Below are 13,868 nucleotides of genomic sequence, written 5' to 3'. Positions count from 1 at the left end.
GACTCCCCCCGCACGCAAGGTGCTAGGGCGCGGGTGGATGGCCGGGATGTGGATCATGCGGATCACTATACCCCCTCCGGACCTTCCGGCGGATGGAAACCGCTACTGGTCCCGCCCCTGATCCAGGGTCCACCAGGGGCAGGCGCCCAGGGCCGAGACCACGAAGCCCTGCCGCATCTCGGAGATGAGCTGGAACTGCGTGCCGACCGGCGTGTGGAACCCCGTGGTGATCTCGCCGGGTCCCGAGCGCACGCCGAAGTAGAAGTCGGCCTGCTCCAGACCCAGGCGGAGGACCGTCTCCTGGAGGGCCTCCCGGTGGTCCATGCCCTCCGGAATGCCCTGGATCACCTGGACCGCGTCGCCCGCGATGATGGTGGGCGCATAGGCCGCGGCGCCCTGGTCCTCCAGCACGGCCAGGGTGATGTGGGTGAACTCCTGGAGATCCATCAGAGCCACCGCTCCAGCCGCGCGCCCACTTCCTCCCGGCCCACCAGCATGAGGGTGTCGAAGATGCCCGGGCTCACGGGCTTCCCGCAGAGGGCCACGCGCAGGGCCTGGGCCAGGTCCTTGGTCTTGAGGCCGTGGCGCTCGAGGATGCCGTTGAAGCCGGCCTCCAGGCCCTCGTGGGTGTAGTCGGCCAGGGCCGCGATCTCCCGCAGGGCGGGCTTCACGGCGGGCGTCATGAACTTCTCCACGGCCTTTTCGTCAAAGGCGGTGGGCCGCTCGAAGGCGAAGCGCAGCGCCTCGGCCATGTCCGTCAGCGACTTGCCCTTCTGCGTGGCCTGGATGGCCTGGGCCCGCCAAGTCTCGGGCTTCCCCCTCCACGCCTCTGGCACGAAGGGCCTGAGATGCGGCTCCAGCTCCTGCCAGGACGCCCTCTGGATGAGCTTCTGGTTCAGCCACTGGAGCTTGTCCATGTCGAAGCGGGCCGCGCTCTTCTGGCAGTCCGCCAGGTCGAAGAGCTGGATCATCTGCTCGTCCGTGAGCAGCTCCTCCTCGGCGCTCTCCACGGCCTTGCCGTCGATCTTGGGGGTCCAGGAGAGGCGGGCCAAGGCCAGCCGAACGGCGGAAGGCAGCAGGCCCATGGCCTGGTACTCGGTGATGCTGGTGGCGCCGTGCCGCTTGCTGAGCTTGGCGCCGTCGGCGCCCAGGATCATGGGCACGTGGGCGAAGGCCGGGAGGTCGTAGCCGAAGGCGGCGAACAGGGGGATCTGCTTGGGCGTGTTGTTCAGGTGGTCGTCGCCCCGGATGACGTGAGTGACCTCCATGTGGGTGTCGTCCACCACCACGCAGAAGTTGTAGGTGGGCACGCCGATCTCGCCGGGGGCCTCGCCGGTGCGGGCGATGATCCAGTCGTCGAGGCTCTCCGCGGGGAAGCGGGTGTCGCCCTTGATGAGATCCGGCACGAGGATGTCGCCGTCCACAGGCATGCGGAAGCGGATGGCCGCGACCTCGCTGGCGTCATGGTTCGCGTCGGCGCAGCCCTTGCCCGCGTCCAGCCCGCGGTTGTACTGGAAGACCTTGCCCGCGGCCTCCACGGCCTTCCGGCGCTCGTCCAGGGCCTCCCTGGAGCAGCGGCAGCGGTAGGCCAGGCCCTTGTCCAGCAACTCCTGGATCTTGGTCTTGTACAGCTCCATGCGCTGCATCTGGCGGTAGGGTCCGTGGGGACCTTTCCACTGGCCGGGATCGCCCGTGACCGGCCCTTCGTCCCAGTCGAGGCCGCACCAGGCCATGCCCTCCTCGATGATGCGGATGTTGTCGTCGGTGCTGCGGGAGAGGTCCGTGTCCTCGATGCGCAGGATGAAGCGGCCCCCGTGCCGGCGGGCATAGAGCCAGCAGAACAGCGCCGTGCGCACCCCCCCGATGTGGAGCATGCCTGTGGGGGAAGGGGCGAAGCGGGTGACGACCTGGCGGGACATGGTGAAGGCCTCGGATCAAACCTCCAGTGTGCCCGAATCGGTCCTCAGTCTTCAGTCCTCAGTCCTCAGGAAATCCGAGGCCCCCCTGAGGACTGAAGACTGAGGACTGAGGACTACTTGATGTAGAGCTTCAGCTTGATCTCCACCGGGGAATCGCCGCTGAAGAGGCTGCGGTCCAGCACGATGGGCACCTCCACGACGCTGCGGTGGGGCATGTGCGTGGGGGCGGGGGCATGGGCCTGGGAGAAGGTGGAGTCCACGGGGAATTCGTCGATCTCTTCCAGCAGCTCGCCCGCGGACAGCTCCTCCACTTCCAGGGGCTTGGAATCCATGGCAGGGGTCGGCGGCGGGGGTGGCGGTGGCGGCGTCCCGCCCGTCAGGACGGTCTGGGGCTCCTCGACCACGCCGCCGCCATATTTCTCGGCGAGGCTCTTCAGCACCAGGCGGGCCACCCCCGAGAGGGTCTCCTTGACCCCTTCGCCCCGCATGGCGCAGGCCTCGAAGGTGGGTACGCCGAAGAGGTTGATCTCCTTGTCCAGGGTGCCAATGGGCAGCGCGTTCGGTGTGTCCCGCTTGTTCCACTGGATGACGTGGGGAATCTTCGACAGGTCGGTGCCCTGTTCCTTGAGGTTGGCGATGAGGTTCTGGAAGCTCTCCTTGTTGCTTTCCAGGGCCGGGGCCTGGGAATCCGCCACGAACACCACCGCATCGGCGCCGCGGAGCACCAGCTTGCGGGTGGCGTCGTAGAACACCTGGCCGGGCACGGTGTAGAGCTGGACGCGGGTCTTCATGCCCCGGATGGTCCCAAGGTCGATGGGAAGGAAATCGAAGAAGAGGGTGCGGTCCGTCTGGGTGGCCAGCGACAACATCTTGCCGCGCCCCTCGCCGGGCAGCGTGTCGTAGATGTGCTGGAGGTTGGTCGTCTTCCCGCAGAGGCCAGGCCCGTAGTAGACGATCTTCGCCGTCAACTCCTTCGTGGCCGCGTTGAAAAGCACCATGCTGCACCCTCGCGATTCATTCGCGTGATCTTCTGGGAAGATTGGCCGGTCCACCGAAACCCGTCAAGAAAGAACCGATATGAGGCTTCCATCCCCAATGAGCCGCCACGATGGCGGAGGGATGCGCTAAACTTCCCGCCATCCCACCTTCCCCGAGGGTTTCCATGGCCAAGCTGCTGGTGCACGAAAGCGCGGGTACCCGCGAATTCGAGATCGTGGATGAAGAAGTCCACATGGGACGCGAGCTGGACAACACCCTGCGGCTCCCGGACCCCAGCATCAGCCGCCATCACTGCGTCCTGCGCAAGGTGAGCGGGGGCTATGAGATCCAGGACCTCCAGAGCAGCAACGGCGTGCTCGTGAACGGCAACCGGGTGCAGTCATCCCCCCTTCGGAATGGGGATCGCATCACCCTGGGCCAGGTGCAGCTCACCTTCCAGGATCCCCAGTCCGAGGTCGGCGCCACGGTGGCGGTGAACCGCGAAAGCGCGGTCAAGCCCCCGCTCGGCACCGTGCGGATGTCCGCGGATGAGCTGGCCGCCATCCATGCCGGGAAGGCCCCGTCTGCCGAACCCGCCGTGCCCATCCAGCCCTCCACCGGGCCCGTGCCCACGCCCGCCAAGGTGATGCCGCCCGTTCCGCCCGTGGCCCCGCCGCCGGCGCCCCGGCCCGCCGCGCCCACCCGGCCTCCCGAGCAGTCCTTCCTCGGTTCCCTCCTGCCCTCCATCCCCGATGACGCCGTGACCGTGGGCGAGCGCGGCGACCTGGTGAACCGCCTCCTGGCCGTCCTCATCGATGCCGTGCCCGCGGTGCTCATCTCCATGGCCTTCATGGTCCTGTCCCACGTGCCCGTGATCGGCTGCGCCCTGGTGCCCGTCAGCGTCCTCGCGCAGCTCGCGTACTACTGGCTCTTCATTCCCTGGTGCGTCTCGAAATACGGCGCCAGCATCGGCAAGAAGATGATGAAACTCCGGGTGGTTCCCGAGGGCCAGCCCCAGGGCCGCATCGAGTTCGGCCCCGCCATCCTCCGCCAGATCGGCAACATCCTCGCGCTCAACCTCATCGTCCTGGCCGTGAAGGGCGACGAGCGCATCAGCCTCAGCGACATGCTGGCCAAGACCGAAGTGCTGAAAGTGGATCGCTGACGGTGATCCTCACCGGCAAGCAGATCCTCGAGGCCCGGAACCAGGGGAAGATCCGCATCGATCCCTGGTCCGACCGCCAGCTGAATCCCAACAGCTACAACCTTCGCCTGGGAGATGACCTGGCCGTCTACACGGAGCGCGAGCTCGACATGGCCAAGCCCAACGGCATCGAGTTCCTGAAGATCCCCGCCGAGGGCCTGCTGCTCCAGCCCGGCACGCTCTACCTGGGGCGCACGCTGGAATACACGGAGACCCACGGCATGGTGCCCATGCTGGAGGGCCGCAGCAGCGTGGGGCGCCTGGGCCTCTTCGTGCACGTCACCGCCGGGTTCGGCGACATCGGCTTCTGCGGCTTCTGGACCCTGGAGATCAGCTGCATCCAGCCCGTGCGCATCTACGCGGGCGTGGGCATCTGCCAGATCTTCTACCACACGGTCAGCGGCGAGTACGAGAGCTACGAGTCCGGCAAGTACCAGCGCAACTCCGGCATCCAGCCGTCGATGCTGTGGAAGGATTTCGTGAAGGAATGATCAGGTCTGGGTCTGAAGCACCCAGATCCAGTTGGCCAGCAGCAGGGTGACTCCCACGGCCAGGAGGGCCCCCCGTTCCCGCAGGGACGCGGTCAGGTGCAGCGTCCGCCCCGTGGCCAGCCGGGTCAGCAGCCACAGGAACACCAGCCCCAGGCCGAGGGCCACCAGGGGGTTCAGGCGCAGGGCCCCGGTCCAGTCCCGGTGCGTGAAGGCCATCACCACCCGGGTGCTGCCGCAGGTAGGACAAGGGTGGCCGGACAACCGGTGGAACAGGCAGGTTTCGACGGTGGGGGCGCCCCGCCGTTCCAGCAGTACGCCTCCCAGCACCAGCAGGAGCCAGCACCCCACCAGCGCCGCGGCCCACCATGGGGGCCGCGGCAGCCGGGAAGAGCGCTCCCAGTGGAACCGCACCGGGGGTTCCGGATCAGTGGTGGCTCATCGCTCCAAGTGCGGCCATGCCGCCGAAGAACACCGCCCAGACGAGGCCGAGGATGCCCAGCACACAGCCGATGATCCCGAGGATCTTGCCGGCCTTGGTGAGGCCTTCGCCGCTGGGGTCCATCTTGCCTTCGGCCATGGCCTTGAGATCGTTGCTGCCCATGACCCACGCGAGGATGGCGAAGATGATGCAGCAAAGGAGGCCGAGGATGCCGAACACCAGCAGCATGGTGCCCCGGTGGGCCTTCACCGGCGCGGCAGACGTGTAGTCGTTCATGGGGGCTCCTGGGAGCAAATGAGACCGGGGCTGACCCGGAAAGGGGTTGGGGATGCGCCCAGTCTAAGGGGATTCCAGGGGACTTGGCCAGGGACTTGGCCAGGGGCTTGGACAGTCCCGGCCCGCCACATCACCTCAGGCCCTTCCCGTCCCCACCGTCGGCCGGTCCTCTTCCCACAGCACCTCGAAGGGGCGCACCTCATGCTCGATGCCCTTGAGCAGGGAGCCCTCCAGCTGCCGCAGGCGGGCCGGACCCAGCAGCTCGGCCGTCCGGGGCCCGATGACGATCTGGCCGGGCTTGGCCACGCCGCTCTCCAGGCGGGAGGCCAGGTTCACGGTGCTGCCCATGACGGTGTAGTCCATGCGCTTCTCGCAGCCGATGTCGCCCGCGAAGGCCTCCCCGCTGTTGATGCCGATGCGCATCTTCAGCTCGGGGTAGCCCTCGGGCCGGGCTTCGTTCAGGGCCCGCAGGGTCTCCTGCATGGCCGCGGCGGCCTCCACGGCGTGGCGGGCATGGTCGGGATCGGGGTTGGGCGCGCCAAAGAAGGCCATGATGGCGTCGCCGATGTACTTGTCGAGGGTGCCGCCCCGACTGAAGATCTGGTCCGTCATGGCCTCGAAGGTCCGGTTGAGGATGCCCGCCAGCACGAGCGGCTCCATGCCCTCGCTCATGCGGGTGAAGCCCGAGATGTCGGCGAAGAGCACGCTGATCTGGCAGCGCTGGGCCTGGAGGGCGGGGGCTTCCTTGCTCTGGCTGGACTTGAGGATCTGGTCCACCACGGCGGGGCTGTGGTACCGCTCCAGGCGCTGGCGGAACTTGGCCTCCCGCTCGCGCTGGATGCCCACGGCGGCGAAGTTGGCCATGGCACTCAGCAGGTGCTCGTCCTCCCGCTTGAAGCCGCCCTTGCTGAGGCTCGTCTCCAGGTAGATGACGCCCAGGGCCTGGTTCTCCACGATGAGGGGCGCGCAGAGGGCCGAGGTGATGCCGTGGATCTTGATGCTCTCGCCGGCGCTGAAGCGGGGATCCATGCGGGCGTCCGTGGTGAGGATGGCCACCCGGTCCTTCATGGCCGTGCGGGCGATGGTGCGGCTGATGGGATTGGCGTTCTGGCCCGCCTGCTCCTCCCAGACCAGCTCGGGCACCAGCTCGCCACTGGCATCCGCCAGCAGGATGAAGCCGCGCTGGCAGGGGATCTGGGCCGTCACCAGGCCCATCACGGACTCGAGCAGCTCCGCCAGGCCCGCCGCCCGCAGCAGGGTGCCGGCCATGCCGGCCAGGCGCTGGAACAAGGTCACGGCATCGCCCGCGGGGTGCTGGCCGCCGGCCTGGGCCAGCATGGCCTCCAGGCTGGCGTGCGGCACCAGGATCGAGCCGGAGGCATCGAAGGCGCGGTCCTCGAGGGAGATCCTCGGGGCGGCGCCGCGAGCCGCCAGGTTCAGGCCCTGCGTCGGAGATCCCGGCACCGGCTCGGGCATCCAGCGCACCACGGCCTCGCCCAGGAGCACGGTGTCCCCGGGATGGAGAGGCGCCGGCTCGGCCAGTGCCGCCCCGTTGAGCGTGGTGCCGTTCAGGGACTTCATGTCCATGACGTGGGGCTGGCCATCCTTGAGGAAAATCCGGGCATGGACCCGGCTGACCGCATTGGCCTGGATGCGGATGGTGGCCTGGTCGCCCCGACCCAGGGTCACACCTTCTTCCGTGAGCGTCACGGGATGCAAGGCGCCGTCAACCTGGAGGGTGAGCTTCATGTGGGGACCGGGGAGAGGTGAGTCTAGCATGGGGCTGCTGACCTCATCGGCCGGGCGCGGTATTCTATGAGGTTCCACCGCATGGTGGATGGAGGTCCATTGGCCAAAGTCGGTTTCATGTCCCTGGGCTGCCCCAAGAACCTGGTGGATTCGGAAGTCATGCTGGGCCACCTGCGCCTGAAGGGCTACCAGATCACGCCCGTGCTGGAGGAGGCCCAGGTGCTGGTGGTGAACACCTGCGGGTTCATCGACGCCGCCAAGCGGGAAAGCGTCGAGGCCATCCTCCAGGCCGCGTCCATGAAGAAAGAGGGCGCCTGCGAGAAGCTCATCGTCGCCGGCTGCCTGGTGGAGCGCTACCGCGACGAGCTCATGACCGAGATGCCCGAGATCGACGCCTGCCTGGGCACCCGGGACATCGAGCAGATCGCCGAGGTCATCGGCGCCGGCGCGGCCTACGAGCTGGATCCCAACCCCGGCTACCTCTACACCGAGGCCAGCCCCCGGATGCTCACCACCCCCAAGGCCAGCGCCTACCTCAAGATCAGCGAGGGCTGCGACCATGCCTGCGCTTTCTGCGTCATCCCCCAGCTCAGGGGCGGCCAGCGCAGCCGCAGCATCGAGAGCGTGGTGGCCGAGGCCCGCAATCTCGTGGCCCAGGGCGTGCTGGAGATCAGCCTCGTGGGCCAGGACACCACGGACTACGGCCGCGACTTCGGCGATCCGGACGCGCTCGAAAAGCTGGTGCGCGCCCTGGGGAAGGTGGAGGGCCTGCGCTGGTTCCGCATCCACTACGCCTACCCGAACCGCCTGACGGACGGCCTGCTGCACGCCATCGCCGAGACACCCAACTGCGCCCGTTACCTGGACATGCCGCTCCAGCACGCGGACGCCGCCATCCTCAAGGCCATGGCCCGGGGCGGCAGCCGGGCCCAATTCCTGAAGTTGATTGAAAAAGTCCGCCGCATCGTGCCGGGCATCGCCATCCGCTCCAACTTCATCGTGGGCTTCCCCGGCGAGGACGAGGCCACCTTCGAGGAGTTGAAAGCCTTCGTGAAGGAGGCCCGCTTCGACCACGTGGGCGTGTTCACCTACAGCCCCGAGGAGGGCACCACCGCCCACGACCTGGGCGACCCCGTGCCGAAACGCACGAAGGAGGCCCGCAAGCGCCGCATCCTCGAACTGCAGCAGAAGATCGCCCGCGAGAGGAACCAGGAGAAGGTGGGCCAGGTGATCGACGTGCTGGTGGAAGGCGCCCACGAGGAGACCGACCTCATCGTGAAGGGCCGCCACCAGGGCCAGGCCCCGGACATCGACGGCAACGTGCTGCTGGTGGACGGGACGCCCCAGGTGAACACCATCCAGAAGGTGCGCATCGTGAAGGCCCACGCCTACGACCTCATCGGCGAGGTCGAAGAGGGCGGCCTCGAAGCGAGCACGGCGGCCTACGAGCAATCGTTCCTCGCCCGGAACCGGACCTGACGAGGTTCCGCGCTGGATGCGGTTAACCTGGGGCTCGACCTCCCGACCCAGCCGCCCAGGAGCTTTCATGCGTCCTCCCGCCCTTCTGGCTTCCGCCCTTCCCATCGGCCTGATCGTGGCCGCCGCGCTCCAGGCGGCCCCCCTGTCCGCCCAGGCCCCGGCCAAAGCCAAGGCCAAGGCCAAGGCCATCGGCCCCAAGCCGGACGATCCCAAGGGCAAGAACATCAAAGCCATCGGTCCCAAACCCGACGATCCCCGGGCCAAGGATCCCAAAGCCATCGGCCCCAAGCCGGACGACCCCCGGGGCAAGGCTGCCAAGCCCGCGGCCTCGCCGGCTCCCGCCAAGCGCTGAACCCCAAGGATTCAGGCCGAGGGTTCTAAACGGATCTCCGAAGTCCCTCGTAGGCCATAGGAACCGTTTCAGGGATCTTTCATGCGCCATCCGGTCTTGGCCTTTGCCTGTCTGCCCATCCTGGCTTCCCAGGCACCCAACCCGCTGCACCTGGCCATCCCCCGGCTGGCCCAGGCGCCGTCCATGACCCGGGACGCGGACCTCTCCACCTGGAAGGAGGCCCTGGTGATCACGGAGTTCGGCATGATCATGCCGGACGACAAGGGCGAGAACCGCTGGCCCACCATCGTCCATGTGGGCTGGGGTCCGGATGCCCTCTACGTGGCCGTGGAGGCGAAGGATCCCGAGCCCTCGAAGATCCACGCCGCCCACCACATGCGCGACACCAACAACGGCGACTTCGACTTCGTGGGCGTGGACCTGGATCCCTCCGGCAAGGGCCAGAGCATCGCCCGCTTCTTCGTGACACCCCTGGGCGGCCAGATCGACGAGATCATGACGGACAGCACCGGGGAGAACGCCTCGTACGACTGCCTCTGGGATTCCACCGGCGTGCTGACGCCGGACGGCTACGTCGTGAAGATGCGCATCCCCTACAGCAGCTTGCGCCGGCGGCCCGGCGATTGGGCCCTCCGCATCTTGCGCATCATCCCCCGGGAGCGGCGCTACGGCATCTCCTGGCCGCGCATGAGCAAGGACGTGCAGTGCGATATCTGCCAGATGGCCCGGGTCTCCGGCGCCCCGGTGGACAAGCCCGGCTCGCCCTTCCTGGTGATCCCCTTCGCCACCTACACCCGCACCCAGTCGCTGGAGACCAACCCGGCGGCGCCCGTGGAATCCAAGGCCCGCCTGGGCATGGATGTCCGCTACGCCACCACCGCCCTCACCTTCGAAGGCACCTACCGTCCCGACTTCGCCACGGCGGACGCGGACGTGGACCCGCTTCAGATCAACAGCCGCTTCAAGGTGTTCTATCCCGAGCGCCGGCCCTTCTTCCTGGAGGGCATGGACCTGCTCTCCCCGCCCGCGGCCCAGCGGCAGTTCTTCAGCCGCTCCATCCAGAGCCCCCTGTACGGCCTCAAGGCCTCGGGCCAGGGCTCCCTGGCCAGCTGGACCGTGCTCCACGCCAAGGACGAGGACGGCGGCCTCATGTTGAGCGCCAACGGCGCCCAGGGCGTCGAGGGCCTGCCCACCCGCGACACGGCGGCCGCGCTGCGCTTCCAGCTGGACGGGCGCGGCTCGGGCCTTTCCGTCCTCGGCACGGACAAGCGCCTGCAGGGCGGGCCGGACGCCGCCGGCGGACTGATCGGCGGCCAGAGCGGCGGCCTCTACCTGGATCAGTACCTGGGCTCCGAGTTCCACTTCATCGGCAGCGCCATGGCCGCCACCTCGCACCTGCCTCAGCCGGATGGAAGCATCCTCTCCCAGCGGGGGACCTCCACCTCCGCCGAGCTGGACTGGAACACGCGCCACTGGTTCGCCAGCGCCGTCAGCCAGACCACCAGCCCCGGCCTGGTGCTGGTCTCGGGCTTCACGGACCTCCGGGGCTACCGCCAGCAGACCGGGACCTTCGGCTGGCAGGGCAACTGGAACGGCGGGAAGTTCTCCCAGGCGAACCTCTACCTGCGCGCGCGCCGTCTCGTGTGGTGGGACGGGAATCCCTTCGATCGCGCCGTGGGCCTGAGCACCTATGTGGAAACCGCCAACCGGTGGGCCTGGAGCCTGGACTGGGACATCGCGGGGCGCACCTGGGCGGATGACGAGGTAACCTCCAACGCCACCCGCAACCTCAACATGGCCTTGAGCTGGAAGAAGCTCAGCTGGGCCCAGATGCTGGCGCGGGTCGTCCGCGGACGCACCATCGACCTGGCTTCTGGCGCCCCGGCGCGCATCCATACCGTCAGCTTCAGCTCCCACGGCGCGGTCGGGGATCTGAGCTACGACCTCTCGGCCCAGAGAACCGTGCTGGATCGCGAATCCGACGACCTCCGGCTCGTGCGGGCGCGGAAGCTGGCGGCCACGGCCACCTACCAGATGCCGCGGTTCTTCTACCTGAAGACCCAGGCGTTCGTGGTGCGGTACGACGGCTCCGAAATCGACGGCGTGGACAAGTTCCTCAAGGCCTTCCTGGGGTGGCAGCCCAATGCCTTCACCAACGCCTACTTGGGCTGGTCCGGCCAGCGGCGGCGCGATCCCCTCGCCATCCTGCCCACCGAGCGCATGGTGGAGCGCGGCGTGTTCGCCAAGCTGGCCTACGCCATGCAGTTTTAGAGGTCTCCCGAGGGAAAGGAAATTTAAACGCGGAGGAAAGCGGAGACACGGAGGACAGCGGAGGAGAGAACCTTTCTCCGCTCTCCTCAGCCCCTCCGCTTTCCTCAGCTTTCCGAATTCCTTTTCGATCCATGAGCCGGTGCCAGGGACAGGTACACTGGGCGGATGCTGGAACTGAGGGAGGTCACCCGCGCCTACGAACTCGGCGGCGAGCGCGCTGGCGTGTTCGGCGTGTCGCTGGCGGTTCCGAAGGGCTGTCTGGCGGTGCTGGCGGGCCCCAGCGGCAGCGGCAAGACCACCCTGCTCCAGCTGGCGGGCTTGCTGGACCAGCCCGACGAGGGTGCCGTCTTCCTGGATGGACAGGAGGTGTCCAGCCTCCCCGAGCGCGAACGCGGCCGCCTCCGTCTGACCCGGCTGGGCTTTGTGTTCCAGGCCTTCAACCTGGTTCCCGTGCTCACGGCCCTGGAGAATGCCATGCTGCCCCTGCAGCTCCAGGGCCTGGTCGAGGATGAGGCTCGGCGCCGGGCGGCTGCCGCCCTGGACCGCGTGGGCCTCGCGGACCGGCTGCACCATCGCCCCGGCCAGCTGAGCGGCGGTCAGCAGCAGCGCGCCGCCATCGCCCGCGCCCTGGCCCCCGATCCCCTCCTGGTGCTGGCGGACGAGCCCACGGCCAGCTTGGACCACGCCCACGGTGGCCCCCTCATGGACCTCATGGCCGAGCTGGCCGCCGAGCGGGGTGCCACCTTCCTGGTGGCCAGCCACGACCCCGCCGTCATCGCCCGGGCCGACCACGTCTTCCGCCTCGCCGACGGGCGGCTCATCGAAGAGGAGCACCGGTGATCCTCGCCCGGCTGGCCCTGCGGAACCTGCTGCGCCAGCGGCGGCGCACGGCGCTGACGCTCATGGTGGTGGTGGCAGGCTTCATGGCCCTGAGCCTGGCCGGGGGCTTCATGGCTCAGACCTTCCAGGGCCTCGCCGATGGCGCCATCCGCGGTGGCCTGGGACATCTCCAGGTGATGGCCCCTGGCACTCTGGAGGGTGACGAAGCCCAGAGCCTGGAGAAGGCCCTGCCGGACGGCGAGGCGCTGGCGGCGCGGCTGCGGCAGGATCCCGCCGTGGCGGAAGTGCTTCCCCGCATCCACTTCATGGGCCTGCTCAGCAGCGGCCCCAAGAGCGTGGCCTTCCTGGGCACCGCCGTGGATCCCGCCCTGGAACCGAAGCACATGGCCTGCCTCGATGCCCTGAAGGACGGGGCCAAGGCCACGGGCGGCGCCGACTCCCGGTGGCTGTCCACCGATCCCGCGGTCCGTGAAGTGATCCTAGGCACGGGCCTGGCCCGGAGCCTGGGAGCCTCCGTGGGCAGCCTGCTCACCCTCATGTCCACCACCAGGGACGGCGCCCTGAACGCCGTGGACGTCGAGGTCGTGGGCCTCCAGGACCAGGGGCTGAAGGAGCTGAACGACCGTGTGCTCACCGTGAGCCTCGCCACGGCCGCCCAGCTGCTGGACGCGGGCCCGGCCCGCTCGCGGCTCTCGGTCGTTCTCAAGCGCCCTGCCGACACGGCTGCCGAGCAGGCGCGGCTCCAGGCCCTGCTGCCTGAAACCACCGTAAGGCCCTGGTTCGAGCTGGCCTCCTTCTACCGGCAGGTGAAGCTGCTCTACTACGCGATCTTCGGCTTCATGGGCCTGGTGCTCTTCCTGGTGGTCCTGCTGGCCACAGCCAACACCCTGCTCATGTCCGTCATGGAGCGCGTCCGCGAGTTCGGTGTGCTGCGGGCCATGGGCCTCCAGCCCGGCCAATTGCTGGCCCTGCTCCAGTGGGAGGGCGCTTTCCTCGGCCTCTTCGGCAGCGCCATGGGCCTGGTCGCCACCCTGCTGCTGCGGGCGGGCCTCAATGCCCTGCACCTCCAGATGCCCGCCCCGCCCGGCACCAGCCACGGCTACGAGCTGGACATCCACCTCGTGCCCGGCGTCTATCTCGCGGTGGCCCTGGGTCTCCAGGCCACGCTCCAGGTGAGCGCCCTGTTCCCCGGCCTCAAGGCCGCGAAGCTCCGCATCGTGGAGGCATTGAGACATGTTTGAGAAACAGGCCTCAGGCCTCATCAGTCCCCAGTCCTCAGGAAGGAAGGCCCCTCGCCCCGCCTGGTGGCTGGCCACGGGCTTCGGCAGCGGCTACCTGAGGCCGGCACCGGGCACCTGGGGCAGCCTGGCGGGGCTGGCCGCCTGGCTCCTGCTGGTGTGGATCGTCCGTGGCTGGGCCCTCCCGTCCTGGGTGCTCCCCGCGGCGCCCCTGGCCCTCACCCTGATGGCCGTCTGGGCTGCGGATGGCGTGGTGGGGGAGACCGGCCAGAAGGATCCCTCGTTCGTCGTGGCCGATGAATGGGCCGGCGTCTGGATCGCCCTCACGCCCCTGCTGTTCACGGGGACGGTCCAGCCGCGGCCCTGGAGCCTCTGGGCCGCGCAGCTGGTGGCGCCCTTCCTGCTCTTCCGGCTCTTCGACATCTGGAAACCAGGCGCGGTGGACCGCGCCCAGCACCTGCCCGGCGGCTGGGGCGTGGTGGCGGACGACGTGTTGGCGGGCCTCCTCGCGGCGCTCATCGCCTGGCCCCTGGACCGGTGGCTGGTGGCTCACCTGAAGATCTAAGGAAAAGATTTCCAGCAGGGGAGGTTGGCGGAGGAGCGGAGGAGAGCGGAGGGAAAGCCAATCTTTT

The 13,868-nt window shown here is 68.4% G+C and carries 13 protein-coding genes and 1 pseudogene; 8 read left to right on the top strand and 6 right to left on the bottom strand.

Features of this window, described 5'->3' with window-relative positions; all coding sequences use genetic code 11:
* Positions 1-102 precede the first annotated feature (102 nt).
* The 3 genes and pseudogenes from ML539_RS10250 to ML539_RS15700 all read right to left on the bottom strand — a co-directional run.
* Positions 103-447 carry a hypothetical protein gene (locus ML539_RS10250; RefSeq protein ID WP_243323322.1) on the bottom strand — a complete coding sequence of 115 codons (345 nt, stop codon included), beginning with the start codon at positions 445-447 and terminating at the stop codon, positions 103-105.
* A complete protein-coding gene (gene gltX / locus ML539_RS10245; RefSeq protein WP_243323320.1) occupies positions 447-1,919 on the bottom strand; it encodes a glutamate--tRNA ligase in 1,473 nt (490 codons plus the stop codon). The genes ML539_RS10250 and gltX overlap by 1 nt, the downstream gene beginning before the upstream one ends.
* 434 nt (positions 1,920-2,353) lie before the next feature.
* Positions 2,354-2,917: pseudogene (locus ML539_RS15700) on the bottom strand (gliding-motility protein MglA); the annotation flags it as partial.
* Positions 2,918-3,081: 164 nt separating this feature from the next.
* On the opposite strand from ML539_RS15700, the gene ML539_RS10235 reads away from it, so the two are divergent.
* Positions 3,082-4,062 carry an FHA domain-containing protein gene (locus ML539_RS10235; RefSeq protein ID WP_243323311.1) on the top strand — a complete coding sequence of 327 codons (981 nt, stop codon included), beginning with the start codon at positions 3,082-3,084 and terminating at the stop codon, positions 4,060-4,062.
* Positions 4,063-4,064: 2 nt separating this feature from the next.
* Positions 4,065-4,592: a dCTP deaminase gene (gene dcd, locus ML539_RS10230; protein WP_243287026.1), complete on the top strand. Its 528-nt coding sequence runs from the start codon at positions 4,065-4,067 to the stop codon at positions 4,590-4,592.
* Here dcd and ML539_RS10225 read toward each other — a convergent pair whose 3' ends face one another.
* From ML539_RS10225 to ML539_RS10215, 3 genes are all read right to left on the bottom strand, one after another.
* Positions 4,593-5,003, bottom strand: coding sequence for a DUF2752 domain-containing protein (locus ML539_RS10225; protein ID WP_243323308.1), 411 nt, complete (start codon positions 5,001-5,003; stop codon positions 4,593-4,595).
* 13 nt (positions 5,004-5,016) lie between these two features.
* A complete protein-coding gene (locus ML539_RS10220; protein WP_243295031.1) occupies positions 5,017-5,307 on the bottom strand; it encodes a DUF4190 domain-containing protein in 291 nt (96 codons plus the stop codon).
* Positions 5,308-5,442: 135 nt separating this feature from the next.
* Positions 5,443-7,056 carry an adenylate/guanylate cyclase domain-containing protein gene (locus ML539_RS10215; RefSeq protein ID WP_243323307.1) on the bottom strand — a complete coding sequence of 538 codons (1,614 nt, stop codon included), beginning with the start codon at positions 7,054-7,056 and terminating at the stop codon, positions 5,443-5,445.
* Positions 7,057-7,155: 99 nt separating this feature from the next.
* On the opposite strand from ML539_RS10215, the gene rimO reads away from it, so the two are divergent.
* The 6 genes from rimO (at position 7,156) to ML539_RS10185 (ending at position 13,801) form a co-directional block, all read left to right on the top strand.
* A complete protein-coding gene (rimO, locus tag ML539_RS10210) occupies positions 7,156-8,535 on the top strand; it encodes a 30S ribosomal protein S12 methylthiotransferase RimO (RefSeq protein WP_243323297.1) in 1,380 nt (459 codons plus the stop codon).
* 67 nt (positions 8,536-8,602) lie between these two features.
* Entirely contained in the window at positions 8,603-8,887 is a 285-nt protein-coding gene (locus ML539_RS10205; RefSeq protein ID WP_243323275.1) for a hypothetical protein, read from the top strand.
* Positions 8,888-8,968: 81 nt separating this feature from the next.
* Positions 8,969-11,158, top strand: a complete 2,190-nt coding sequence (locus tag ML539_RS10200) for a DUF5916 domain-containing protein (RefSeq protein ID WP_243323264.1) — start codon at positions 8,969-8,971, stop codon at positions 11,156-11,158.
* A gap of 165 nt (positions 11,159-11,323) precedes the next feature.
* Positions 11,324-11,998, top strand: a complete 675-nt coding sequence (locus ML539_RS10195; RefSeq protein ID WP_243323262.1) for an ABC transporter ATP-binding protein — start codon at positions 11,324-11,326, stop codon at positions 11,996-11,998.
* Positions 11,995-13,239 carry an FtsX-like permease family protein gene (locus ML539_RS10190; protein WP_243323259.1) on the top strand — a complete coding sequence of 415 codons (1,245 nt, stop codon included), beginning with the start codon at positions 11,995-11,997 and terminating at the stop codon, positions 13,237-13,239. Before ML539_RS10195 ends, ML539_RS10190 begins: the two co-directional genes overlap by 4 nt.
* A complete protein-coding gene (locus ML539_RS10185; protein ID WP_243323257.1) occupies positions 13,232-13,801 on the top strand; it encodes a phosphatidylglycerophosphatase A in 570 nt (189 codons plus the stop codon). Before ML539_RS10190 ends, ML539_RS10185 begins: the two co-directional genes overlap by 8 nt.
* Positions 13,802-13,868: the final 67 nt, after the last annotated feature.

Origin of the sequence: Geothrix sp. SG200, assembly GCF_022808935.1 — a bacterium.
GTDB classification, from domain to species: Bacteria; Acidobacteriota; Holophagae; order Holophagales; family Holophagaceae; genus Geothrix; species Geothrix alkalitolerans.
The sequence above is the reverse complement of the archived record's forward strand: the minus strand, read 5'-3'. Positions and strand labels throughout refer to the sequence as shown.